Origin of the sequence: Mycobacterium sp. AZCC_0083 (genome assembly GCF_014202335.1) — a bacterium.
GTDB lineage: Bacteria > Actinomycetota > Actinomycetes > Mycobacteriales > Mycobacteriaceae > Mycobacterium.
Genome location: NZ_JACHGP010000015.1, coordinates 80,285 through 103,317, shown reverse-complemented (window position 1 = coordinate 103,317; position 23,033 = coordinate 80,285). Strand labels below are relative to the sequence as shown.

At 66.4% G+C, this 23,033-nt stretch carries 25 protein-coding genes; 17 read left to right on the top strand and 8 right to left on the bottom strand.

The genetic code is table 11. The annotated features are described in order from the left end of the window. Nucleotides 1–246 precede the first annotated feature (246 nt). Nucleotides 247–486 (bottom strand): hypothetical protein, encoded by a 240-nt coding sequence (locus HNP02_RS31325; protein ID WP_184444547.1) that lies wholly within the window; start codon nucleotides 484–486, stop codon nucleotides 247–249. 236 nt (nucleotides 487–722) lie between these two features. On the opposite strand from HNP02_RS31325, the gene HNP02_RS31320 reads away from it, so the two are divergent. Beyond that, on the top strand, nucleotides 723–995 hold the full coding sequence (locus HNP02_RS31320; RefSeq protein WP_184444546.1) for a hypothetical protein: 273 nt from the start codon (nucleotides 723–725) through the stop codon (nucleotides 993–995). Nucleotides 996–1,037: 42 nt separating this feature from the next. Here HNP02_RS31320 and HNP02_RS31315 read toward each other — a convergent pair whose 3' ends face one another. Continuing rightward, nucleotides 1,038–1,463: a MarR family winged helix-turn-helix transcriptional regulator gene (locus tag HNP02_RS31315; RefSeq protein ID WP_184444545.1), complete on the bottom strand. Its 426-nt coding sequence runs from the start codon at nucleotides 1,461–1,463 to the stop codon at nucleotides 1,038–1,040. 268 nt (nucleotides 1,464–1,731) lie between these two features. Here HNP02_RS31315 and HNP02_RS31310 point away from each other — a divergent pair, with 268 nt between their 5' ends. Next, complete coding sequence (locus tag HNP02_RS31310; protein WP_184444544.1) at nucleotides 1,732–2,727, top strand: alcohol dehydrogenase catalytic domain-containing protein; 996 nt, start codon at nucleotides 1,732–1,734, stop codon at nucleotides 2,725–2,727. 11 nt (nucleotides 2,728–2,738) lie between these two features. On the opposite strand, the gene HNP02_RS31305 is transcribed toward HNP02_RS31310, so the two are convergent. The 3 genes from HNP02_RS31305 to HNP02_RS31295 all read right to left on the bottom strand — a co-directional run bounded on the left by HNP02_RS31305 (nucleotide 2,739) and on the right by HNP02_RS31295 (nucleotide 4,900). Further along, nucleotides 2,739–3,419 (bottom strand): class I SAM-dependent methyltransferase, encoded by a 681-nt coding sequence (locus HNP02_RS31305; protein WP_184444543.1) that lies wholly within the window; start codon nucleotides 3,417–3,419, stop codon nucleotides 2,739–2,741. Between the two features lie 67 nt (nucleotides 3,420–3,486). Continuing rightward, complete coding sequence (locus tag HNP02_RS31300; protein WP_184444542.1) at nucleotides 3,487–3,921, bottom strand: nitroreductase family deazaflavin-dependent oxidoreductase; 435 nt, start codon at nucleotides 3,919–3,921, stop codon at nucleotides 3,487–3,489. Nucleotides 3,922–3,973: 52 nt separating this feature from the next. After that, nucleotides 3,974–4,900 carry an NADP-dependent oxidoreductase gene (locus HNP02_RS31295; protein ID WP_184444541.1) on the bottom strand — a complete coding sequence of 309 codons (927 nt, stop codon included), beginning with the start codon at nucleotides 4,898–4,900 and terminating at the stop codon, nucleotides 3,974–3,976. A 54-nt stretch (nucleotides 4,901–4,954) separates the two neighbouring features. Here HNP02_RS31295 and HNP02_RS31290 point away from each other — a divergent pair, with 54 nt between their 5' ends. After that, nucleotides 4,955–5,443, top strand: a complete 489-nt coding sequence (locus HNP02_RS31290; protein WP_184444540.1) for a nuclear transport factor 2 family protein — start codon at nucleotides 4,955–4,957, stop codon at nucleotides 5,441–5,443. 5 nt (nucleotides 5,444–5,448) lie between these two features. Here the strand turns inward: HNP02_RS31290 and HNP02_RS31285 are convergent, their stop codons facing one another. From HNP02_RS31285 to HNP02_RS43080, 3 genes are all read right to left on the bottom strand, one after another. Continuing rightward, complete coding sequence (locus HNP02_RS31285; protein ID WP_184444539.1) at nucleotides 5,449–6,516, bottom strand: tetratricopeptide repeat protein; 1,068 nt, start codon at nucleotides 6,514–6,516, stop codon at nucleotides 5,449–5,451. Continuing rightward, entirely contained in the window at nucleotides 6,513–7,715 is a 1,203-nt protein-coding gene (locus HNP02_RS31280; RefSeq protein ID WP_309241756.1) for an ATP-binding protein, read from the bottom strand. The genes HNP02_RS31285 and HNP02_RS31280 overlap by 4 nt, the downstream gene beginning before the upstream one ends. 83 nt (nucleotides 7,716–7,798) lie before the next feature. Next, entirely contained in the window at nucleotides 7,799–7,930 is a 132-nt protein-coding gene (locus HNP02_RS43080; protein ID WP_255507157.1) for a hypothetical protein, read from the bottom strand. 145 nt (nucleotides 7,931–8,075) lie between these two features. Between HNP02_RS43080 and HNP02_RS31275 the strand changes: the two genes are divergently transcribed. From HNP02_RS31275 to HNP02_RS31210, 14 genes are all read left to right on the top strand, one after another. Further along, complete coding sequence (locus tag HNP02_RS31275; RefSeq protein WP_184444538.1) at nucleotides 8,076–8,885, top strand: enoyl-CoA hydratase/isomerase family protein; 810 nt, start codon at nucleotides 8,076–8,078, stop codon at nucleotides 8,883–8,885. A 35-nt stretch (nucleotides 8,886–8,920) separates the two neighbouring features. Continuing rightward, entirely contained in the window at nucleotides 8,921–9,679 is a 759-nt protein-coding gene (locus HNP02_RS31270; protein ID WP_184444660.1) for an enoyl-CoA hydratase/isomerase family protein, read from the top strand. Continuing rightward, nucleotides 9,676–10,467: an enoyl-CoA hydratase/isomerase family protein gene (locus HNP02_RS31265; protein ID WP_184444537.1), complete on the top strand. Its 792-nt coding sequence runs from the start codon at nucleotides 9,676–9,678 to the stop codon at nucleotides 10,465–10,467. The genes HNP02_RS31270 and HNP02_RS31265 overlap by 4 nt, the downstream gene beginning before the upstream one ends. After that, nucleotides 10,464–11,750 carry a Rieske 2Fe-2S domain-containing protein gene (locus tag HNP02_RS31260; protein WP_184444536.1) on the top strand — a complete coding sequence of 429 codons (1,287 nt, stop codon included), beginning with the start codon at nucleotides 10,464–10,466 and terminating at the stop codon, nucleotides 11,748–11,750. The genes HNP02_RS31265 and HNP02_RS31260 overlap by 4 nt, the downstream gene beginning before the upstream one ends. Before the next feature lie 26 nt (nucleotides 11,751–11,776). Further along, a complete protein-coding gene (locus HNP02_RS31255; RefSeq protein WP_221318275.1) occupies nucleotides 11,777–12,280 on the top strand; it encodes an aromatic-ring-hydroxylating dioxygenase subunit beta in 504 nt (167 codons plus the stop codon). Then, nucleotides 12,280–12,534 (top strand): hypothetical protein, encoded by a 255-nt coding sequence (locus tag HNP02_RS31250; protein ID WP_184444534.1) that lies wholly within the window; start codon nucleotides 12,280–12,282, stop codon nucleotides 12,532–12,534. The genes HNP02_RS31255 and HNP02_RS31250 overlap by 1 nt, the downstream gene beginning before the upstream one ends. Then, entirely contained in the window at nucleotides 12,531–13,916 is a 1,386-nt protein-coding gene (locus HNP02_RS31245; protein ID WP_184444533.1) for an OB-fold domain-containing protein, read from the top strand. The genes HNP02_RS31250 and HNP02_RS31245 overlap by 4 nt, the downstream gene beginning before the upstream one ends. Next, a complete protein-coding gene (locus HNP02_RS31240) occupies nucleotides 13,894–15,087 on the top strand; it encodes an acetyl-CoA acetyltransferase (protein WP_184444532.1) in 1,194 nt (397 codons plus the stop codon). Before HNP02_RS31245 ends, HNP02_RS31240 begins: the two co-directional genes overlap by 23 nt. Next, entirely contained in the window at nucleotides 15,084–16,709 is a 1,626-nt protein-coding gene (locus HNP02_RS31235; protein ID WP_184444531.1) for a class I adenylate-forming enzyme family protein, read from the top strand. Before HNP02_RS31240 ends, HNP02_RS31235 begins: the two co-directional genes overlap by 4 nt. Nucleotides 16,710–16,712: 3 nt before the next feature. Further along, nucleotides 16,713–18,428: a class I adenylate-forming enzyme family protein gene (locus tag HNP02_RS31230; RefSeq protein WP_184444530.1), complete on the top strand. Its 1,716-nt coding sequence runs from the start codon at nucleotides 16,713–16,715 to the stop codon at nucleotides 18,426–18,428. Nucleotides 18,429–18,596: 168 nt separating this feature from the next. Then, a complete protein-coding gene (locus HNP02_RS31225; protein ID WP_184444529.1) occupies nucleotides 18,597–19,661 on the top strand; it encodes a phosphotransferase family protein in 1,065 nt (354 codons plus the stop codon). Then, on the top strand, nucleotides 19,658–20,635 hold the full coding sequence (locus HNP02_RS31220) for a hypothetical protein (protein WP_309241755.1): 978 nt from the start codon (nucleotides 19,658–19,660) through the stop codon (nucleotides 20,633–20,635). The genes HNP02_RS31225 and HNP02_RS31220 overlap by 4 nt, the downstream gene beginning before the upstream one ends. Nucleotides 20,636–20,650: 15 nt before the next feature. Beyond that, nucleotides 20,651–21,859, top strand: a complete 1,209-nt coding sequence (locus HNP02_RS31215; RefSeq protein ID WP_184444528.1) for an enoyl-CoA hydratase-related protein — start codon at nucleotides 20,651–20,653, stop codon at nucleotides 21,857–21,859. Nucleotides 21,860–21,862: 3 nt separating this feature from the next. Then, complete coding sequence (locus HNP02_RS31210; RefSeq protein ID WP_184444527.1) at nucleotides 21,863–23,023, top strand: acyl-CoA dehydrogenase family protein; 1,161 nt, start codon at nucleotides 21,863–21,865, stop codon at nucleotides 23,021–23,023. Nucleotides 23,024–23,033: the final 10 nt, after the last annotated feature.

The window sequence follows — 23,033 nt, the reverse complement described above, 5'->3', positions numbered from 1 at the left end:
GCCCTGCTTGGGCTAGATAAATCATGTCGCTCGGGGGAGTCCGTGTCGTCACCGCTGACACCCAACCTGGCCTTCCGGCTAGCCGGAAGGCGACGGCTGCGCATGTGGCCGGCGCCACGGCCGTCGCCGGTGACCCCCATGAGAGCCGCCACCTCCCAGGCCACCTCCGCCAAGCAGGAAGGCCTCTCCAGCTTTGATTTCATTGTGAGTCCTGGTGGATGGGATTGGCGTTCGGCCCGGTCAGGACTAGAGCAAGAAGGCTTCGCCGCCATACGGAAAGAACTGAACAGGCGGTGGGGCGTCATTGATCTGGGCGTTGCCCGGCGACTGACAGATCGTTCCGGGTCCGCTTCCGACGCAGGACTGCTGTTGCTGCGCAGGGGTTTGGGTGCCAGGAGCCGCCGATGCAATCGGTGCCGCGGAGATCGCAGCCGCGACCGCCGCGGCTCCCAATATTGGTGCGAGATAGGTGAGTTTGGTGCGCATGGCGTTATCCTCCGATGGGTTCTACTACCGCACTTACAGATTGGCCACCGACGGGGTCGGCGTCATCGCCACTACCCCCCATTTCATCCCCGGCTAGCCAGAGTCTGCAGTTCCTGCTGACTGGTAGATGCGTAGTCGCGTTGACCGGTATCGCGATGGGTGCCAACCCTGATGACTTCGGTGGACGGCGGTCCGACACTGGGAGGACACACGGCAACGACAGAAGGAGTCGCGCGATGCGGGTGATACCGGGCTACATCGCCCCGCTGCTAGCAGCGGGGACAATCGCGGCGGCGGTCGCCGCTGCGCCGATCGCGGCAGCCGCCCCGAGCCAAGGTGCCTCGAGCGCCGGCTCTGCTGCGACGGATTCCAGCGGCTCTGCCCAGCCGGGCCAGTCATGCGTGACGCTGGGCGGTACCCAGAGCCAATGCCAATCGCCCGGCAATGCGCAGGTGTACGACGCGCCCCCGCAGGTCGACTACTTCCCGTACGCCGGCGGCGCCACGTAGTCGATGGATGGCAGTGCTGCCTCAAGCGTTCGCGGCCCGCGATCAGCGAGCAGGCGGTGAGGAGTTGCTGACGTCGATGTTGACCTGGACGTGTTCCAGCGCCGCGGTGAGGGGTGCGAGGAGTTCGTCGGGCAGCGGGTCGAAGAACAATTGGCGGACCAGGGCCACGTGGCCGGGAGCCGCCGCGTCGATCGCTTCGCGACCTGCTGGCGTCAGCATCGCGTCGGTTGCCCTGCCGTCGTCCAGCGATGGAACACGCTCGGCGAGCCCGCGTTCGCACAACCGGCGCAGCTGATGCGAGGTGCGGCTGCGCTCCCAGCCGATCTGCGCCGCCAGGTCCGAGACCTGCAGGTGTCCGCCGGTGGCGTCGCTGAGGACCCGCAGAATGTGGTAGTCGGCAAGCGATAGATCGCTGTCGCTCTGAAGTTGACGGTTCATCGCGTAGTTCATCCGCATCTGCACACTCATGAATGCACGGAAGGCTCGCAGCTGGGCCGCTGACAGCCACGGCTCTTGGGCGGACTTCCGGCGTTGACTACTCGGCACTTCGGCGTTTCCCTTTCGCGGTATCGGCCCAGGATATCGCGATGAAGCCAGGAGATTGGCTAGCCGACTAATTGATTGACATATCATGCACACCGATTAGTGTGGTGCTCGTGCCGGTGTTGTCTTTGGTCGGGTTCGCCTGCCCGCCAACGATCCCAGGCCATCGCCGACATCAAGGAGGTGATCGACGATGACTTGGGCCATCACCTACGCCAGCGCCGGTGACCCCGCCGACGTCCTTGAAGCCACCGAGATCTCCGACCCGCCCGCGCCGGGGCACGGACAAATCCAGGTTGACGTCCGCGCCTTCCCGATCCATCCGGGAGATCTCGTCGGCGTGAGCTTCGGCCCACCACATCCCGGACAGCGCACCGTCGCTGGACTCGAGGCCGCCGGCGTCGTGGTCGCGACCGGTCCCGGCGTCGACGCCGCGACGGTCGGCAGTCGCGTGACCGTGTTCCCCAACCCCGGGTCTTGGGCGCAACGCATCAACGTCTCTGCTGAGCTCGCCGTGCCCGTACCGGCTTCCGTCGGTGACGACGTCGCCGCGCAGATGGTCTGCAACCCGTTGACCGCTCTGTTGCTCTACCGCGCCGCCCAGCAACACTTCTCGGTCGGATTCGACGGCATCATCCTCAACAATGCCGCCAACTCATCAGTGGGCCGACTGTTCACCGTCGTCGCCGAGGACCGTCAGATCGGCACGATTGGCGTCGTGCGCAGCGCCGGCCGCGCCCACGAACTCACCACCCGCTACCCGAACGTGCCCGTCGTCTCCACCGACGACCCCGACTGGGTCCAACGGATTCGCATCATCGCCGACGGCCGCCCGATCCCCGTGGCACTGGATCCCGTCGGCGGCGCAGTCGCCGGCCACTTGATGTCCTTGTTGTCCTCCGGCGGAACACTCATCACCTACGGGGCGTTGGCACAAGAGCAGATTCCTCTGCACGCCTCGGCGCTGGTTGGAGGCGAGATCGGCATTCGTGGGCTAACCATCGGCCGTTGGCTGACTGGTGTCGCACCCGAACGCCGCGCCTCCGACGTCACCAGCATCATCGCAATCGCCACCGCGCATTCCGCGGAATTCGACGTTGCCGGCACTTACCCCCTCGACCAGATTTCGGCCGCAGCCAGGCACGTCCATGCGCCTGGCAAGGTCGGCACCGTGATCGTCACGACCTGACCGTCAAGCCCTTAGCGCCGTTGCGCGCGGAGGTACCAGAACGCCATGTCGGCCTGCGGGCCGCCGTCCAGTGCACCGCGCACCGTGGCGGGCTCCAGCGACGTGATGTCCCAGCCAGCGCCACCGAGGACGTCGCGCAGCGTCTCTTCGGACACCGCAGGTCGCGGCCACTCTTGGCCGTCGACCAGGTTGGCGTCGGAGAAGCAGCTGAGCAACAGGGTGGCGCCGGGCCGGGTGGCCCGGTGCACCGCGGCGGCGTAACCAAGCCTGCCTTCGTCATCGAGGCAGTGGAACAAGCCGCTGTCGATCACGGTGTCGAATGCGTCCACGTAGCCATCGAGTTTGGTGGAGTCGGCCACCGCGAACGTGACGTCGACTCCGGCGTCCTTGGCCCGTTGCTCGGCGGTGATCAGCGCGGTGGGTGAGATGTCCAACCCGGTCACGCTGTACCCGTTCTTGGCCAGGTAGACGGCGTTGTCGCCGAGACCGCAGCCGACGTCGAGAACGTCGCCGTGGACCCAGTCACCGGTCTGCCACGCGACGACGTTCTCGTTGGGCGCCTTGGTGTCCCATGGTGGAGTGCTCATCAGCGGCATGCCTTCACCCGGGCTCTCGCCGCGGTAAAGGGCATCGTAATCCACCTGCTGCGACCCAGCGGATTCTGAGAACGCATTCGAGCCTGTTTCGGTCATGAAATCCAGAGTAGTGGATTTGCATGACATGTCAATCAATCGATGGTCGGGTTACCGGCCAGCATCGTCACCCCCGTGGCTGAGGGCTAGCGGTAGGCGTCAGCGCGACAACCGGGATGGTCCGCGACGTCATGCGCTCGTACTCCGCGAATCCCGGATACCGTTCGGCCTGCAGCGCGTACTTGTCGTCCCGCTCTGCGCCTTGCAGGTCCGTGGCATGGACGTCGATGATGTCGTCGCCGACTTCGATGCGGGCGTCGGGGTTGGCCTTCAGGTTCCAGTACCAGGCGGGGTTGTCGTCGCCACCGGCGTTCGAGGCGAACACGAGATACCGCTCGCCGTCGGCGAGGTACATCATGATGCTGGTTCGCGGTTTCCCGCTGCGTGCACCGACCGTGTGCAGGAGCACGATCGGCGCACCCTCGAACGGGCCGCTGACGCGACCGTGGTTGGCGCGGAACTCGGCGATGTTGCGTTCGTTGAAGTCGTTGCCTTCGCTCATTGCTGTCTCCTCACATCGGTGTTGTGTGCATCACCGCAACCGCGGTTCTCGCTCACGGTCGTAGCACCAACTTGCCCCGGGTGTGGCGCTTTTCGAGTTCTCGGTAGGCCTCTCGCACGTCGTCGAGGGCGAAGACTCCGGCGATCGGCACGTCCAGCTCACCGCGTGCGACCAGGTCGGCCAACTCGGCGAGTACCGCTGCGCTCGAAGCGTCCGCACCGCCTGCCGACTGGACCCCGAACCGTTCCACGGCCGGAAAGTCGGTGATGGTGTCGACCCTGTCGGGCGGCACTCCGAGATCCTCGACTGCCATCGCGACATACCCACCACCGAAGAAGTCCAGCAGCGCGTCGATGCGTCCGGACGGTGCTGCGGCGCGCAGCCGAGCCGGCAGATCGTCGCCGTAGTTGACCGGGACTGCGCCGTGGTCGGTGAGCCAGCCGTCGTTGGAGGGTCCGGCGATGCCAAGTACCGTGGCCCCGGCCCGTCGGGCGAGTTGAACCGCCGTCGCGCCGACACCGCCGGCAGCACCCGCGATCGCCACCGTGTCCCCAGGTGCGAGGTTTACTGCCCGCACCGCGGCGTAGGCGGTGGCCCCCGCCACGTACAGCGAGCCGGCTACCTCCCACGACACCGCGGACGGCTTGGAGGTCAGCTGACCCGCGGGCACGGTGACGTATTCGGCGTGGCTGGACCGCTGGTTGGAGAATCCGATGACCTCGTCACCCACCGCGAAACCGGCGACCCCGGAACCGAGTTCGGTCACCACGCCCGCCAGGTCGCTGCCCTGCCCGGACGGGAACGTCGCAGGGAACAGATGTTGCACGGCGCCCGAGCGGATCGCCGCCTCGCTGATGTTGATGCCGGCCGCCCTGACCTGGACCAAGACCTCGCCATCCGCTGGAACTGGCCGGGGCACCTCGCGCACCTCGAGGACGTCGAGGTCGCCGTAGGAATCGAATCGCACTGCTTTCGGCATGACTGCCACGGTAGTAGGATTGGATGATATGTCAAGCAATTGAAGGAAGAGATCATGACAACTTGGGATCTCCCGCGTACCAAGCACCAGGCTCTCTCGCCTCAAGAGGCAGTCGACCGGCTGGCGATCAGAGAACTGGTCGACGCCTACGCCTACTGCGCTGATCGGCGCGACGCAACGGGTCAAATGTCTCTGTTCACCGAGGACACGGATTTCCTGGTGTACATGGACGTCAGCAATTCCACTCCAGCCCAACACATTCAGGGCCGGGCGGCGCTCGCGCCGGTGTTCGACGAGCTCAATGCGTACGAAGCGACCATGCACTTCAACGGCCAAAGCACCACGGAGCTCGACGGCGATCACGCCTCGGGGGTGGCCTACTGTCTGGCCCACCACGTCAAGGTCGACGGTTCAGAACGCAGCCTGATGATCGCCGCGATCCGCTATCTCGACACGTTCGTCAAACACGACGGCGTCTGGTACTTCAGCCAGCGCAAGCTGATGGTCGATTGGACAGAAACCCGTCCGCTGTACGCCGGGTAGTCAGGCTAGCCGCCCTCAGCCTTCTGGAGTTCCCGGGCGCGCAATTCGAGAAGCAGCCGGGAGCCGAGCACTGCTGGCACGCCGACCATCAAAGGCCACAACCTCGAGTCCGGCGGCACCACGCACATCACCATCAGGGCGGTCATGCCGAGCACCAGTAGCCCGACCGTCGCCGTCATCAACCGGTCGCGATGGGGCAGCATTCGCAGGTACGTCCCGAGCCCGCCACGCGCCGCGGGCACGATGAGAACCGCTTGCCAGATCACCAGCGCGACGAGGACGGCGAGCATTGCGTACCCGAACCCGACCGCGCCGTCGCTCTCATCCTTCACGGCGAACCGGCCGAGAATGAACACCGCGACGCACACCCAGAAGACGACCCGCCCCACGGCCATCGCGAGCGCGGCGTCGATGTTGTGCTGGGCGACGTCCATCCGCACGTCGTCGGCCGCGGCGTGCGCGAAGTGGCCTGCCGCGCCGAAGTGATCCTTGCGCAGCAGGTGCAGGCGGCCGAGATCGTTGCGCGCCATGGCGAGGTTCGGGTTGAGCCGCAGCGCCTCGCGCAGCGCGTTCTCGGCAGTCGTTTGGTCGCCCTGCTCGACGGCGACCTGGCCCATCACGGCGTGGGTTTCGGCCTCCAGCGGCGCCAGTTCGACGGCTCGACGGGCGGCTTCCCTTGCGACCGAATCCATTCCAGGCGTACCAGCGCTGACGTAGGCCAGCGTGTAGTGGGTCTGCCACACGTTGGGCGCGTTCGCGACCGCGGCCTGCGCCGCCTCGCACGCGTCGGTGAACCGGCCCAACGCGTGCAACGACAACGCCAGCAGCCGCAGCGGGTACTCCGCGTGTGGCTGCGCTGCTGCCGCCCGGGTGGCCAGTTCGCGAGCCCGGCGGGGTTCCTTGAGATCGAGTTCGGCCCGCGCCGCAAGACCCAGCGCGGTCACGTTCTGGGGATCCCGCGCGAGTTCGGCGGCAACGGCACGCAGCGCCTCCCGTGGCCGGTGGACGTCGAGCAGGTGCTCCGCCCGCGTCAGCGCGCCATCCGAGCCGCCACCAACGTCGTTGTCGTTCATAGTCGTTTGGCCTTCGTCATATAGTTCCGTAGTTCGGCGTACGTGCCGTCGGCGTCGGCGAAGAGCACGACGTTGCGCGCCGTCTCCATCCACGCCCCGATCGACGGGCGCACCTCGCGCAACGCGGCCTCGACATCGGGCATGCCGATCAGCCGGACCTGACCACTGCGAGCACTGTCGAGAAGCGCGCGCTCGGCCGCCGTCTCACACACGTGGGCGATGTCGGCGCCAGAGAAGCCCTCGGTCGCCCTGCCCAGCCGCTTCAGGTCGATGCCTTCCACCGGCCGGTGCCGGAAGTGGTAGCGGAACACCGACTCCCGTGCCTCGCCGTCGGGCGGGAGGACAAGCACCGTGCGGTCCAGCCGACCCGGACGGCGCAGCGCAGGGTCGACGTCCCACGGCTGGTTCGTCGCCGCAAGGACGAACACGCCTTCGTTCTGTCCCGCGACTCCGTCGAGCTCGGTGAGCAGCTGTACGACCGCACCCCGCATGGCCGCGTTGTGCGCCGAACTGCGCTTCTGGCCAAGCGCATCGATCTCGTCGAGGAAGAGCACGCACGGCGCCTCCCGCCGCACCAGCCCGAACAGGTCGGCGATGTTGCGCTCGGAGCTTCCGACGTACATGTCGAGGATGTCGGCAAGGCCGACGCTGACGAAGCGCGCGCCCAGCTCGCCGGCCAGCGCCCGCGCGATGAACGTCTTGCCGCATCCGGGAGGTCCGTAGAGCAGCAGGCCGCCCCGCAGGCTCTTGCCGTACAGCTGGCGTAGCTCGGGATTGCGCATCGGCGCCAGGAACGCCGCTTCCAACCGGTCCTTGACGTCGCGCATCCCGCCGACGTCGGCGAGGGTGACCCCGGCGTCCTCGACCTCCCACGCCGAGGTCGCGGGTTCGGGCTCGTCGTCACCGGTGACGAACATCGGCGCGGCGATGCCACCCACCTGGTGCTCGGCCGCCGACCAGTCGAACCCACCTGGTTGGGGATCGCTGCGGGATCCGTCGGGGGTGGTCATGGCCTGGGCCATGAGCTGCCGGGCTTGCACCGACGTCGGGTCCTGGGCGAGCGCCGTGGCGCAGTGAGCGATCGCGTCGTCGACGTCGCCTGCGCCGAGCAACAGCTCGACAAGGTGCAGCCGCAGTCGCGTGTCGTCGGGAGACACGTCGACTGCTTTGCGCAGGCTGTCGATCAGCGGGTCGATCACCCACTAAAAATACGTGAACCGAGGCCCTTTTCGCCTGGTATTTTCCGATGGGCGATTAGTAGCTGAAGTCGTTGCGTTGGGTACTACACCTGCTGTGCGATCCATGGCAGTGCGTCGGAGAAGGCGCGGGCGCCGAACTGCCACGTGTGATAGCCGGTGTACACGTGCAGGGCACATCCGATGTTCCCAGGTGGAGTCGCTGTGTGGGTAAGCACTGGTCAGACATAATTTAACGAAGAATAAAGGAGCTCTCGTCCAGGTAAGGGATGCCGTGGCTGCTGTGGTCGTGGTTGTAACCACCGCTGGAGTCGTTTAATGTAGATTAGAAATTACGAGGGAACCTGGAGTCGACGACCACCCATGACTGATCCACTGCTCCCCGAGGTCGTCGCCGGGCGCGAGGCGGCCGTGTCGGTCAACGCCGCCGCCGGGATCGGTCGGATCACCCTCGATCGACCGGAGCTGATGAACGCCGTCAACGTGGAGTTGGGCGTCGAACTCGAGCGCGCGATCCTCGTGCTCGGATCGGACCCGATGATCCACGTGATCGTCATCCGGGGTGCGGGTGGAAACTTCTGCGCAGGTGGTGATTTCGCTGAAGTCGAGCGGCTGCGTGCGGATGGACCGGCGGCGCTGCGGACGTTGTTCGTCGCCTTCCGACGCGCCTGCGACGCCATCGCCGCGATCGACGTACCCGTGGTGGCCGCAGTCGAAGGAGTCGCCGCAGCGGGGGGATTCGAGCTCATGCAGGCGGCGGACGTCGTGCTGGTCAGCGATGATGCGCGGATCTCGGACAATCACATCAGATTCGGCATGATCCCTGGCGGCGGCAGCACCCAGAGACTGCCGCGGTTGATCGGTCGTCAACGGGCCATGGGAGTCCTGCTCAGCGGGGACCGCCTTTCCGGCGTAGACGCCGTTCGGCTGGGTCTGGCCTACCGCAGTTTTCCGCGAGATCGGTTCGACGACGAGATCGAGTTGTTCGTGTCCGCAATGGCAGACCGCGACCGGGGCGCACTCACGGCCATCAAGCACCTGGTGACTTCTGGGTTGGGGCTCCCCGTGGCAGCGGGTCTCGACGACGAAATCACCGCGGTCGTACGCCACATCAGCGAGGGCGCCGGACGCAACGGTGCGTCGGCCTTCAGTGAACGAGGAGGAACCCGGTGACGACGATTGGTTCGACGACACCCATCGCGCTCGACATGGACGGCGGGCTGGCCCGCCTCCGCCTCAACCGGCCGCAGGTCTCCAACGGGTTGAACGTGGAACTGCTCAAGGCGCTTCACGCGGCCATCTTGTCCTGTCACGCCGATCCGAAGGTCAGGGTCGTGCTGCTGACCGGCGAAGGGCGCAACTTCTGTGCGGGCGGCGACATTCACACCTTCGAGTCCAAGGGCGCCGACCTGCCGGACTACCTGCGTGAGGCAACGGCCTGGCTGCAACTGGCTTCCGCTGCACTGATCCAGCTACGGGTCCCGGTGGTGACGGCGGTACAGGGCTTCGCTGCGGGCGGTGGCGGTCTTGGGTTGGTGTGTGCGTCGGACATCGTGGTCGCCGCCGAATCCGCGAAGTTCTTCTCCGGTGCGGTTCGTGTCGGCATGGCCCCCGACGGCGGGGTGTCGGTGACGCTCACCCAGTTGGTCGGGCTACGGCAGGCGCTGCGGATCGTCCTGACCAACCCGACGCTCACCTCCGCCGAGGCGCTGAGCATCGGGCTGATCACCGAGGTTGCGCCCGACGACGAATTGCAAAGTCGCGCAGAGGAGCTGGCTCTACAGCTGGTCGCCCTTCCCATGCAGGCGTTGTCGGCGACCAAGCGTCTGGTGTGGAGCGGAATCGGGGCGTCCGTCGAACAACGGTTGGCGGAGGAGGCGCGGACGGTCTCCGAACTCTCCGGCACCGCCGATGCCCTCGAAGGCCTGCGTGCGGTCATCGAACGACGACAGCCGAGGTTCCAGTGACCGCCCCCGTACTGACTGCGGTGACCGGCGCGGTCGCACTGGTGACGCTGAATCGCCCCGACAAGCTCAACGCCATCGACTTGCCGCTGCGGTTGGCGCTCGCCGACGCCATCGAAGCCGCCGACCGCGACCCGTCGGTGCGAGCCATCGTGCTGACCGGAGCGGGCAAGGCCTTCTGTTCGGGAGGCGACATCGCCACGATGGAGAGGATGGCTCCGCAGGAGGCGTTGGAGCGGGTCCAGCTGGTGCAACGCGTCATTCGGGCGATCTGGAGCACGGAGAAGCCCGTGATCGCTGCGGTCGAGGGAGCGGCCTACGGCGCGGGCGCCGCTCTGGCGGCCGCATGTGACCGCGTGGTCGCCGCACGCGACGCCCGGTTCGCCACCACGTTCACTGCGGTCGGGCTGGCCGGTGACATGGGGGCCTACGTCTCGTTGCCTGCCCGGGTCGGTCTCGCCAGGGCCCGGCAGATGTTGATGCTGCCCACACCGATTCCGGCGGAGGAAGCGCTGAGCATCGGGCTAGTGGATGCGCTCGCGGAACCGGGAGCAGCGCTTGACGCTGCGCTGCAGGACGCGAGCCGCCTCGCCGCGGGGCCGGCCCAGGCGCTCGGGGCGATCAAGTCGCTGCTCGCGGTGGCGGCCGGGTTGTCTCCGTTCAACGTGCTCGACCGGGAAGCCGCCCATCAGGCCGCACTCTTCGGCAGCGACGATTTCGCCGAGGGCATCGCCGCGTTTCGGGAGAAGCGCCGCGCCGTCTTCGGCACGAAGGAAGGAGTTCGAGAATGACCTCGGGAATAACGGAGACCACGCCCTCGAGTCTCGGAGTTCCGAGCAGCAGCCGCGTCGCGCCGTTGATCAAGCAGGACAAGGTGCACGGTTCGCTGTACACCGACCCGGCCATCTTCGCCGACGAGCTCCAAAAGATCTGGTATCGCACTTGGGTATTCGTGGGCCACGAAAGCGAAGTGGCGCAGCCGGGCGACTACGTGCGCAAGCGACTCGGCTTGCAGGACGTCATCATGACCCGCGATCGAGACGGCGAGGTCCACCTTCTACTGAACCGGTGCGCGCACCGCGGCAACCAGGTCTGCAACGACGCCAAGGGGAACTCCGCGACATTCCGCTGCCCCTACCACGGCTGGACGTACCGGAACACCGGCGAACTCATCGGATTCCCCTTCTTCAAGGGATACGGCGGCCGCAAGCTCGACCTCGCGATGGGGCGGGTGGCGCGGGTCGACTCGTATCACGGCTTCGTCTTCGGCAGCTTTGCCGAGGACGGACCCTCTCTGACCGAGCACCTCGGGGCTGCTGCAGGCGAGATCGACCGGCTGGTGCGCCTGTCGCCGCAGGGTCGGGTCGAGCTGACGGCGGGTTGGCTCCAGCACGAGACCGGCGCCAACTGGAAGTTGCTGGCGGAGAACGAAACCGACGGATATCACCCCCAGTTCGTGCATGGCTCCATCTTTGGTGTGACTGGAAGCACGATCGGACCGCTCTACAGCGACGCGTCGACAGCGGTCACGCGGAACCTGCGCAACGGCCACAGCGAGAACGACCTGCGCCCGGAGTTCCGCAAGTTCGCGGAGCCGATGCGCTGGTTCGGCACTACCGAGGAAAGGGTGCCGAACTACGTCGCGGCAATGCGCGAACTGCACGGTGATGCCGCCGATCAGATCCTGGTCGAGGGTGCGCCCCACGTGATGATCTTTCCCAACCTGTTCATCGCCGAGATCCAGGTCTTCAACATCCAGCCCGTCTCGGTCAACCAATGCGTTCAGTACTCGACGGCGGTCCAGCTCGCAGGCGCCCCGGAACTGAACAAGCGGATGGTGTCGCAGTGCGTGGGATCGGTGGGTCCGGCAGGCATGTTGTTGGCCGACGACACCGAGATGTACGAACGCAATCAACTCGGCCTCGAATCGCTGCAGCCGGAATGGCTCGACGTGCGGCGGGGGTTGCACAGGGAGCGCGTCGACGACGACGGATTCACCATCGGATCGGCAACGGACGAGACCGCGATGCGCGGATTCTGGTCGCACTACGCGTCGTTGATGGAGACGCCGTGACGACGGCCGCAGGCGTCGCCGAACACCTGACCGCCGTACCAGACGGTTCCGACGTCCGTGAAGTCGAGCAGTTCCTCTATCGGGAAGCACGTTTCGCCGACGAGAGCGACTACGACGCCTGGGAGGCGTTGTGGACCGACGACGCGTTGTACTGGGTACCGGCCGGGGACGACGGTGCCGACCCGATGGAGCAGATGTCGGTGATCTACGACAACCGCAATCGAATCTCCACCAGGCTCAAACAACTTCGCACCGGTAAGCGCTACGCCCAAGCACCGCAGTCCAACTTGCGCAGGCTGATCTCCAACGTCGAACTCCTCGGCGGCCGCGCCGTCCCTGCCGGCGGCACCGACCTCGAGGTGGGGGCGAACTTCTTGGTACTCGAATCACGCGCGCGCGGCAATCACCTGTGGGGCGGTCGGGTGACCTACCGGTTGCGCCGCGTGGACGGCGGGCTGCGGATGTCGTACAAGAAAGTGGCGCTGGTGGACGGCGACAAGCCGATTCCGACCATGGGGTTCCTGATCTGATGACCGTCGAGTTCGGCGACGGCTCAGTCGTCAACGTGCCAGGCATCGGCCCGGTCGTCGGAAGCGAGTTCGCCCAGGTGTCGGTCAACATCGACAACGAGGGCAACTCACCCCGGCTGCGCCTGGAGGACCTCCGCACCGGGCGCGTGCGGTACCTTGACGCCCTCGACCTGGAAACCATCATCTGGCTTCCCGCAGGCAAATTGGCTCAGCTCCTCGATCCGTCCGCCGACCGCTGGCGGGGCGACGAATGACCGCGTCCTTGATCGCCTATGCGACCTACCTTCCCCGTCATCGCCTGGCCGGGGCCGACATCGGGCTGCGTCGCGGCGACCGCGTTGTCGCGTCCTACGACGAGGACAGCACCACCATGGCGGGCGCCGCTGCGGCCCGTGCCCTCGACGGACACCCACCGCCCACCAACGTCTACTTCGCAACAAGCAGTCCCGCTTACCTCGACAAGACCAACGCGACCGCAATTCACGCTGCGCTCGGACTGCCGTCCGCCTCGTTCGCGACGGATCTGTGCGGGACGGGCCGCAGCGGATTCGCGGCGTGGCGAGCCGCCGCCGCCACCGGCGGGGTGGCGCTGACCGCGGACGTCCGGGTCGGGCGACCCGGTTCCGCGGACGAACGGCTAGGCGGTGACGGCGCCGCAGCGCTGTTGTTCGGCAACGGACCCGCGATCGCCGACGTCCTCGCCACCACCTCGCACACGGCCGAGTTCCTCGACCGTTGGCGCTCACCCGGATCGATCACCGGTGAGCAATGGGAGGAACGCTTCGGCGCAGAACGCTACGCGGCCCTGATCCGCGCTGCCGTCGATGAGATCCTCGACGAAACCGGGCTGGCCGAAGTCGATCACGTCGTCGTCGCGTGCCCCAACAGTGGCATCGTCAAACGCGTCGGCACGCTGGTGAAGGCCCGCAAGTCAACCCGCACATCGCCTGTCGGATACTCCGGTGTCGCCGACGCCGGCATCGCGCTGGCCTCGGTGCTCGACGTCGCGGAGCCCGACGAGACCATCCTCGTCGTCTCGGCGTTCGACGGCTGTGATGCCGTTCTGCTCCGCACCACGACCCAGTTGCCGCTCGCTCGCCAGTCAACCCCGGTCAGTCTTCAGCGGGCGAAGGGCATGGTGGTGCCGCACCTGACCTATCTGTCGTGGCACGGGCTGGTCGAGCTCGAACCGCCGCGTCGCCCCGAACCGGACCGGCCAGCCGCACCGCCGGCCGCGCGCGCCGGGAAGTGGAAGTTCGGATTGGCCGGAACACGTTGCCGGCAATGCGGATTCGTCCACCTACCTCCAGTACGGGTGTGTCGGCGCTGCGGGACCACCGACGAGATGGACGCCGTACCCGTTGCGGGACTTCGCGGTGCCATCGTCACCCACACCGTGGACCACCTGGCGTACTCACCGTCGCCGCCCATGTTGCAGGCGGTCGTCGACGTCGACGGCGGCGGGCGATGCACCATCGAAGTCACCGATGCCGAACCCGAACGGTTGCGCGTCGGCGCCACGGTCGGCTTCACCTTCCGTCGGCTGTTCACCGCCGGCGGCGTGCACGACTACTTCTGGAAGGCGCGCCTTCTGGACACCGGATCGGAGAACGATGGCAAGCCGCGGGATCAATGACCGGGTCGCGGTCGTCGGCATGGGATGCACCCGGTTCGGCGAGCGCTGGGACAGTTCCACCGAGGATCTGATCCTTGAGGCATTCGCGGAGTGCATCGGCTCGACGCCGAACATCGCCAGGGCAGACATCGACGCGTACTGGCTGGGCACCCTCGGCTCTGGCCAGTCCGGCCTCACCCTGAGCCGTGCGTTGTCCACCGACGACAAGCCCGTGACCCGGGTCGAGAATTACTGCGCCACAGGGTCGGAGGCGTTCCGCAACGCGTGTTACGGAGTGGCTGCGGGCGCCTACGACGTGGTGATGGCCATGGGAGTGGAGAAGCTCAAGGATTCGGGCTTCTCGGGTCTCATGCGGGCCGATCCGCCGAGTGACGGAACGGCGCCGGAGTTGTCGATGACAGCGCCTGCGGCGTTCTCGCTGTTGGACCCGGCGTACTGCGCCAAGCACGGGGTGCATCCCGACGAGATGCGGGAAGCCATGACCCACGTGGCGTGGAAGAACCACGACAACGGTTCGCGGAATCCCAAGGCGCAGTTCCGCTCGCCCGTCTCACGGGAGACGATCGACAAGGCGGTCAAGGTGGCAGGGCGACTGGGAGTCTTCGACTGTTCAGGGGTGTCCGACGGCGCGGCTTGCGCGCTGATCGTGCCCGCCGAGCGAGCGCTCGAGTACACCGATACACCGATGTACGTCAAGGGGTTGTCGCTGGTCGCGGGTTCGACCCGCGGCGCCATGGATCCCGAGTTCGACTTCACCACCTTCCCGGAAGTGGTCAAGGCGGCGCGCGACGCGTATGGCCAGGCAGGAATCGACGATCCCAGCACGCAGTTGTCGCTTGCCGAGGTCCACGACTGCTTCACCCCGACCGAAATCGTCCTCATGGAGGATCTCGGCTTCTCCGAGGCAGGCCACGGGTGGAAGGACGTCCTCGGCGGCGACTTCGATGCGGACGGACGGTTGCCGATCAATCCCGATGGGGGACTGAAGTCGTTTGGTCATCCGGTCGGCGCCAGTGGGCTGCGCATGCTCTACGAGGCATGGCTGCAGTTTCGCGGCGACGCGGGGGACCGCCAGCTGTCGGATCCGCACACGGCGTTGACGCACAACCTCGGTGGACGACCCGGCGGCTGTGTGTCGTTCGTCTCCGTGGTCGGTCGCGAGCTCGGGTGAGCGCGAACGGATTTGCGCTCGAGCGGGCGCACTGGCCCGCCGACCAGAGCGCTGATCTGGTGGATTTCACCGTGGGTGGATTGCTGGCGCAGCGGGCGGACAGTCATGCCGATCGGCTGGCAGTCGTCGGGGTCCGTCACGACGACGGCGCGGAGGTGCGGCTCGGTTACGCGGAGCTGTACGACGAGGCAGGCCGCGTCGCGACAGCGCTGTGCGAGCTCGCCGAGCGAGGCAGCTATGTCGCCCTGTGGGCTCCGAATGTCGTGGAGTGGCCGATCATTCAGTACGGTGCGGCGCTGGCGGGGATGGTTCTGGTCGCACTCAATCCTGTGTTGAGGCAGGAGGAGCTCGAGTATGCGCTGACACATTCTGGTGCGGCGGTGCTCCTCTACGCCGACACCAACCGCGATGACGACCTGGCGGAGGTCGTCGGCGCAGTGGGGCCGAGGTTCCCGCGCCTTCGCTGCGTCTCGTTGTCGGACCGAGCGCAGTGGCAGGCATCCGAGGTGAGCCCAACCGTCCTGCGAGATGCGCCGACCGACGCCGACGAGGCGGTCATGCTGCAGTACACCTCCGGGACGACTGGAAGTCCCAAAGGCGTACTCCTCAACCACAGATCGCTCGTCAACGTCGCGAAGCTGACCTTGGAGGCGGTGGAAGTCGAGGCCGACTCGGTATGCCTGAACCCGTTGCCCATGTTTCACACCGCAGGCTGCGTGATCGCAACCCTCGGCCCGCTGTGGATCGGTGGCACGGTGGTTCTGGTCGAACGATTCCGGCCCACCCCGGTGCTGGAGGCGCTGCGCCGCGAGGACGTCGGCGTGCTGTTCTACGTCCCCGCGATCCTTGGAGCACTTCTCGAGTGCCAACGCACGGCGAGCACGCCGGCTCCGAAACTGCGGGTGATCATGGGCGGCGCATCCAACGTCTCGGCGAGCATGATCGAGAGCGCCGAGAGGGTCTTCGGCGCATCGGTCATCAACCTGTTCGGGCAGACCGAACTCGCGCCCGTCTTGTCCGCGACCAGGCCGTCGGACTCGCGCGCCGATCAACTGACGACCGTGGGGCGGCCGTTGCCGCGGGTCGAGTGCAAGATCGTCGACCCCGCGACGAACGAGACGCTGGCGGTGGGCGAACCCGGTGAGATCTGCGCACGCGGGTATCAGCAGTTCCTCGGGTACCTCAACGATCACGACGCGACCGCACGCACCGTCGACGCCGACGGGTTCGTCCACACCGGTGACCTCGGGACCTTGGACGCACGCGGATACCTCAGCGTCACCGGCCGGCTGAAGGAACTGATCATCAGGGGCGGAGAGAACATCTCGCCCGCCGAGATCGAAAGCGTCCTCGTCGATCACGAAACCGTCCTCGAGGCATCGGTCGTCGGACTGCCCGATGAGCGCTGGGGCGAGATCGTGGCCGCGGCGATCCGGATCAGGGACGACGGACCCGACCTGCTGGTGGCCGACATCGTCGAGTACGTCGGTAGACGCCTGGCCCCCTTCAAGGTGCCTGTGCGGTGGTTCGTCACCGACGCCCTGCCCCTGACGCCGACGGGCAAGGTGCGCAAGTTCGAACTGCGTGACGCCATCATGCACGGCCATCTGCGCGAGATCTGACGGATGGTGACCACCGCGGCGGTGAAGGACATCGAGGTCAGACGGAAGGCTCTGCGCGACGCCATCCCGGTGTGGAAGCCCACCACGCTGCACCGTCGGCTCGACGCGAGTGCCCGATCCTTCGGAAGTCGGCCCCTGGTCATCTGCGACGACTCGATGCTCACCTATCGAGACGTGGCGTATCAATCACAGTGTCTGGCAGCCGGTTTACGCGAGCTTGGCGTCATGCCCGGGGACCGCGTCGGCATGGTCATCGCGAACTACCCCGAGTTCGTGACCCTCAAGTTCGCGATCTCGCGTGTCGGAGCCGTCGCCGTACCGTTCAACTTCCTGTACAAGCAAGACGAACTGGCGTACGTGCTGGCCGACTCCGGGTGCTGCGTCCTGGTGACGATGACGGGGTTCGACGGACTGGACTACCAGGCGATGCTGGACGGCATGGCCCCCGGCTGGGACACGGCCGCTTTCGCGCACCGGCCAACGTCCGACGGTGACCCCTTGCCGACGTTGCGCCATGTCGTGCTCCTGGATACGGACGACCGTGCGCGCAGCGGCATTCATTCGGTCGCCAGTCTGTCCGCATTGGGACGCCATCGCCACGGCACCAATATCGCGCCCCGCCCAGACGACCCTGCGGACATGCTCTACACCAGCGGAACCACCGGAACACCGAAAGGCGTAGTCACGTCGCACGACGCCGTCTTGCGGACCGCCTACGCATCCGCACTCACTCGCGCCTTCGAAGATGGCAGGCGGATCCTGTTCTCCCTGCCCTGCTATCACATGTTCGGCTACGTGGAGGGCCTGCTGTCGGTGATGTACGTCGGCGGCGCCGTCATCCTGCTCACCGGATTCAGCGCGGAACGCTACTTCGCGGGCATCCAACGCCACCGCGCCACCGACATACTCTGCGTGCCGACGATGGCCGTTGCGATGGTGGAGAGCCCGGCCCGGTCGCGGTACGACCTCAGCTCCCTCAACGCGATCCTCTGCGGCTCCGCTCCGGCACCGATCTGGCTCTGGACGCAGATTGCGGACGACTTCGACGTGCACGAGATCGTCACCGGATACGGGATGACGGAGTGCGGCGGCGCCATGACGCTCACGCGTCCCGAGGATCCGCTATACCTCGTGACGGAGACCGTTGGCAGGCCGAAAATGGCTGGTGCGGCGTCCATTCCCGGGTCCGACGAGCTCGTCGGATACAAGTCGTTGGATCCGATCACCGGCGCCGACATGCCGGTCGGTGAGGAAGGCGAGTTGGTGTCGTGCGGCCCGACCGTCATGCGGGGCTTCTGGAACAGACCCGAGCAGACGGTGGCGGCCCTCCGAGGCGAGTGGCTGCACTCCGGCGATCTCGGTGTCGTGCGCTCAGACGGATACCTCCAAGTCACCGGACGGAGCAAGGAGCTCTACAAGAGTGGTGGCGAGCTGGTGATGCCAAAGGAGATCGAGGACGTCCTCGCTAGGCACGACGACATCAGCCAGGTGTTCGCCATCGGGCTGGTGGACGATCGTTGGGGTGAGATTGGTTGTGTCGTAGTGGTTCCTGCTCCCGGTGCCGTGCTGACCGAAGACGATGTGCTGGCGATGTGCCGAACGAGCCTCGCCAAGTTCAAGGTGCCGAAGAAGGTCGTGTTCTGTGCCGCCGACGACCTTCCAAGGACACCGACGGGCAAGGTTCAGAAGTACAAGCTTGCCGAGCAGCTGGCTCGTTGACGTTCGAAGTCCAGCAGGCTGGCGACGTGGAGGCGCAAGAAATCGAACACAAAATAGAATTCACCAATGTTGACCCTGTCTCGGCCTTTGACGCTGGGGCCCGATGGTCTAATCTAGATTAAATAATGATCGCCGGTGCTCCGGCGTCAGCAGGAGGGGAGGTGTTCGATGTCGGCGCTCGGTACGCGCGAAGCGGCGGCCTCCGGGCTGATGTGCGACGACCCCGTCGCCGTATCCGGGTGGCTTCGATCGCACGGTGAGCACGTTGGCGGTGACGTCACGATCGCCCGCGTCGGCTTCGGGCAATCCAACATCACCACGATCATCACCGCCGCGGACGGCGGGGAATGGGTGTTGCGCGAACCGCCGCCGGGTAGCCACGCCCAGTCGGCCCACGACGTCGCACGCGAGGCTCGCATCGTGTCGAACCTCGCCGACAGTGGCATCCCCGTTTCGCGGGTCATTGGTACCGGGACCACGCCGGGCGGTGCCGGGTTCTTCGTGATGGACCGAGTACCTGGCGCGCCGCTGGAGAGTGACCGCGATGCCGCGGAGCTGACTCCGGAGCACCGACATGAACTCGGGTTGCGGGTCATCCGCACGCTCGCCCGCCTGCACACGCTCGATCCCGGGGCGGTCGGTTTATCCGACCTCGGATCCAAGACTCCGGTGTCGTATCTGGAGCGTCAGATCCGGAGGCTGTCGGCGTCCTGGGATCGGGTCGGACTGGCGAGCAGCCACGACGTGATCTGGCACCAGGGGAGGAGCCGTCTCACCGCAGGCCTGCCCGCCACCCCGCCACCCGTGGTCCTCATGCACGGCGACTTCCGACTGTCGAACCTGCTCGTCAAGGGACCACGGATCACCGCCGTTCTGGACTGGGAACTGTGCACGCTTGGTGACCCTCTTGCCGATCTGGCCTGGCTGCTCGACGACTGGCGGCAGCCCGAAGACGAGGCGATATCGATGCCGAGCCCGACGCGGGCCGGCGGCTTCCCCGACAGGGCGACGATGGTTGAAGAATACTGTCGGGAAACAGGATTCAGTGTCGATCGAATCAGTTACTACCGCGGTTTCTCGCAATGGCGAGCGGCCACCCTGTTGCAGGGCGTGCTGGCTCGTCGACGTTCGGGTGCGCTGGGAACCCACGGACAACTGGACCTGAACCTTCTCGACCACTCGATCGCCACGCTGTTGGCCGCGGCGGCGTCAGATCTGCAGGTCGCAACGTGATCCTCTCCGCAACAGACGATTACACCCATCCGGTGGGCCCGGAGCCGAACTTCAACGAATCCATGTACTTCCAGTTCCACGACCCCGCCACCGGAGTGGGCGGCTTCCTGCGGCTGGCCAAGCGCCCCAACGAGGGACGTGGCGAACGGACCGCCTGCCTCTACCTTCCCGACGGATCGGTCGCATTCGGATTCGCGCGACCCCGCGTCGACGCCGACGACTCGTTTCGCGGCGCCGGGCTCGCCGTCGATATCGTCGAACCGTTCGAGCATCTACGCGTGACCTTCGACGGCACGGTCAATGTGCTGCCCGACCCGGCCGCACTGATCGATCCCAAACAAGCGCTGTCGAGCACGGCCGTCACGAACTGCACGGCGACCCTTGATCTTCGCGCCGCGGCGCCGCCATACGCAGAGACCTTCGACGGTGATGGTGAGTCCTTCGCACCGCATCACTACGAACAGTTGACGACGGTCAGCGGTGTGCTTTCACTGGGCGACGCCACGATTGCCGTCAACGGCTTCGGCTTGCGTGATCACTCGTGGGGTCCCCGCTCGTGGCAGGCGCCCTACTTCTATCGGTGGGTGCACGGCTCCACCGATGGCCTCGGGTTCATGGGCGCCTACTTCGGCGACGCCGACGGCAGCGAACGATCGGGCGGATTCGTCTGGGACGGGGCGCATCTGCACCTGTGCGACGACATCGAGGTCTCCACCCAACGTGACGTCGAGTCCCGGCCGCAGTCCGTGACCGTCGCGTTGGCAGCAGCGCAACGCCGCTGGGTGTTCCGCGGCGAAGTCGACGCCGTGGTTCCGCTCCGGCATCGACGACGCGATGACGATGGCGCGCTGAACGCCACGCGGATCGCCGAGGCAGCGACCGTGTGGACCGCCGAGGACGGAACGACCCTGCACGGGATGTCCGAATACCTGGATCAAGTTCACGACGGCCTGCCGGTCGGACTGAGGGTTTGAGGAGCACAGCCTGACATGCGCATCGAGACACGGGACGACGTCGTATCGACGGCCAAGGCGCTCTACCGCGCGCTCGCGGACGGCGACCGGGACGGCATTGCCACACTGCTGGGAGACGACTTCATCGGCCACGCCGCAGAGGGATTGCCGTTGGGCATGGGCGGGGAACATCGCGGCGCCGAAGCCATGCAGCGTGATCTGTGGTGGAAGATCGGCAAGCACTTCAAGGTCGAAGCGGAGGCCGACCAGTTTCGGATCCTCGACGACGGCGAACTCTTGGTGACGGGGCACTACCGGGGTGTCGCGCGTCGTTCGGGAAGACCGCTGGACGCCGAGTTCACCCACGTGCTGCGGTTCGACGACGGCGGTCGCATCACCTCGCTGCACCAACTCACCGACACCGCTGCCTGGATCGAGGCCCTTGGCGATGGCGCGCCTCTCGACACGATCGACTACTCGGTCGCCGACGGCGTGGCAACCGTCTGTTTGAACCGGCCGGACCAGCGGAACGCCATCGACCTCGGGATGGGCGAAGAGTCGCTCGTCGTCGCCCGCAGGATCGCGGCCGATGCATCCGTTCGAGCCGTTCTCATCTGTGGCAACGGCCCCGCGCTCACCGTCGGCGGAGACATCGGCTACTTCCTTGAGTCGCCGCCGGCCGAGTTCGGAAACCTGTTCGCACGCATGACGACTCCGTTTCACGAGGCATTTCGCATTCTGAGCCGGATCGACGCACCCATCGTCACCGCCGCCCACGGGGCGGTGGCCGGTGGCGGGCTGGGATATGTGTATGCCGCCGACATCGTCCTCGCAGCGGAAGGCACTCACTTCGTCACGGCATTCGCCGGCATCGGGCTCTCCGGAGACGGCGGCGGTACCTGGCATCTGCCCCGTCTGATCGGCCCGGCCCGCGCCGCGCGGGCCTACCTGGAGAACCGTCCGATCACCGCAGAGCAGGCGCTCGACTGGGGAATGATCAGCGAGATCGTGCCCGCCGATGAGCTACGGGCCCGAGCCGCCGCACTGGCCGCGACCCTGGCCGAGGGGCCCACGCGCGCGTTCGGGCGGATGCGGAAGCTGCTGCGCGAAACCTGGGAAAACGACCTGTCCCAGCAGCTGCTGGCCGAGACCGAGGGAGTCAAGGCGACCGGCGACACCCTCGACGCCGCCAACGCCATAGCCAGCTTCGCCGCGAAGCGCACACCGCAGTTCGAAGGAAGGTAAGAGATGTCGGGACTGGTTGAAGACACGCCTGAACACAAGGAGATTCGCCAAAGTGTGTCGGGCATCGTCTCGCGCTACGGCTCTGCGTACTTCCTCGAGCGCGGCCGCAGCGGGGCCGGGATAGACGAGCTGTGGAAGGACCTCGGCGCCGCAGGTCTGCTGGGTGTCCACCTGCCGGAGGAGTACGGCGGCGGGGGCGGCGGCATGGCCGAAGCCGTCGTCGTCGTCGAGGAACTGGCGGCGCACGGGATGCCGATGCTGATCTGGGTGATCTCACCGGCGATCTGCGGCAACATCCTTGCCCACCACGGCTCGGAAGTGATGAAACGTGAGTGGCTACCCGACCTGGCCGACGGCTCGAGGAAGATGGCCTTCGGGCTGACCGAGCCGGACGCCGGATCGAACAGCCACAACGTCGCCACCGCCGCGCGCCGTACCGCAACGGGATGGACGATCTCGGGTTCGAAGTATTACATCTCGGCGGTCGATCAGTGTGACGCCCTCCTCTTGGTCGCAAAGGACGTCGAGCACTCGACTCCGGAGAAGAGTGCGCTTTCGCTCTTCGTGGTTCCCACCGACAGTCCGGGCCTGCAGTTCCAGAAGATCGAGACCTCGATCGTCTCGCCCGACAGTCAGTTCACCGTGTTCCTCGACGACGTCGAGATCGGTGACGACGCCCTGATCGGGACGGCCGGAAGCGGCCTCAAGCAGGTGTTTGCAGGCCTGAACCCCGAGCGCATCCTCGTCGGCGCCATCTGCGGCGGCGTGGGTCGTTACGCCATCGGGAAGGCCGCGGACTACGCAAAACAGCGCGAGGTCTGGTCCACCCCGATCGGCGCCCACCAGGGGATCGCCCACCCGTTGGCCGAAGCGCACATCGCCGTCGAGCTGAGTCGGCTGGCGACCATGCGCAGTGCGGAGCTCTTCGATGCAGGTAAATCGGCGGGCGAGGCCGCCAACATCGCGAAGTTCGCCGCGTCCGAGGCCGCACTTCAAGCGCTCGATCAGGCGATCCAGACACACGGCGGGAACGGTCTGTCACACGAGTACGGACTCTCCGAGCTGTGGTTCATCACCCGCCTGATGCGCACCGCTCCCGTCAGTCGGGAGATGGTGCTCAACTTCGTCGCCCAGACGTCGCTCGGCCTTCCGCGGTCGTACTAGTTCTAGTGAA

Bases quoted from the DNA above. Each gene is read 5' to 3' on its own strand.
- HNP02_RS31215 (WP_184444528.1), top strand. From the start codon at position 20,651: ATGCGCATCGAGACACGGGACGACGTCGTATCGACGGCCAAGGCGCTC.
- HNP02_RS31315 (WP_184444545.1), bottom strand. From the start codon at position 1,463: ATGAGTGTGCAGATGCGGATGAACTACGCGATGAACCGTCAACTTCAG.
- HNP02_RS31225 (WP_184444529.1), top strand. From the start codon at position 18,597: ATGTCGGCGCTCGGTACGCGCGAAGCGGCGGCCTCCGGGCTGATGTGC.
- HNP02_RS31275 (WP_184444538.1), top strand. From the start codon at position 8,076: ATGACTGATCCACTGCTCCCCGAGGTCGTCGCCGGGCGCGAGGCGGCC.
- HNP02_RS31285 (WP_184444539.1), bottom strand. From the start codon at position 6,516: ATGAACGACAACGACGTTGGTGGCGGCTCGGATGGCGCGCTGACGCGG.
- HNP02_RS31320 (WP_184444546.1), top strand. From the start codon at position 723: ATGCGGGTGATACCGGGCTACATCGCCCCGCTGCTAGCAGCGGGGACA.
- HNP02_RS31295 (WP_184444541.1), bottom strand. From the start codon at position 4,900: ATGCCGAAAGCAGTGCGATTCGATTCCTACGGCGACCTCGACGTCCTC.
- HNP02_RS31270 (WP_184444660.1), top strand. From the start codon at position 8,921: ATGGACGGCGGGCTGGCCCGCCTCCGCCTCAACCGGCCGCAGGTCTCC.
- HNP02_RS31250 (WP_184444534.1), top strand. From the start codon at position 12,280: ATGACCGTCGAGTTCGGCGACGGCTCAGTCGTCAACGTGCCAGGCATC.
- HNP02_RS31290 (WP_184444540.1), top strand. From the start codon at position 4,955: ATGACAACTTGGGATCTCCCGCGTACCAAGCACCAGGCTCTCTCGCCT.
- HNP02_RS31300 (WP_184444542.1), bottom strand. From the start codon at position 3,921: ATGAGCGAAGGCAACGACTTCAACGAACGCAACATCGCCGAGTTCCGC.
- HNP02_RS31210 (WP_184444527.1), top strand. From the start codon at position 21,863: ATGTCGGGACTGGTTGAAGACACGCCTGAACACAAGGAGATTCGCCAA.
- HNP02_RS31325 (WP_184444547.1), bottom strand. From the start codon at position 486: ATGCGCACCAAACTCACCTATCTCGCACCAATATTGGGAGCCGCGGCG.
- HNP02_RS31310 (WP_184444544.1), top strand. From the start codon at position 1,732: ATGACTTGGGCCATCACCTACGCCAGCGCCGGTGACCCCGCCGACGTC.
- HNP02_RS31305 (WP_184444543.1), bottom strand. From the start codon at position 3,419: ATGACCGAAACAGGCTCGAATGCGTTCTCAGAATCCGCTGGGTCGCAG.
- HNP02_RS31230 (WP_184444530.1), top strand. From the start codon at position 16,713: ATGGTGACCACCGCGGCGGTGAAGGACATCGAGGTCAGACGGAAGGCT.
- HNP02_RS31245 (WP_184444533.1), top strand. From the start codon at position 12,531: ATGACCGCGTCCTTGATCGCCTATGCGACCTACCTTCCCCGTCATCGC.
- HNP02_RS31240 (WP_184444532.1), top strand. From the start codon at position 13,894: ATGGCAAGCCGCGGGATCAATGACCGGGTCGCGGTCGTCGGCATGGGA.
- HNP02_RS31260 (WP_184444536.1), top strand. From the start codon at position 10,464: ATGACCTCGGGAATAACGGAGACCACGCCCTCGAGTCTCGGAGTTCCG.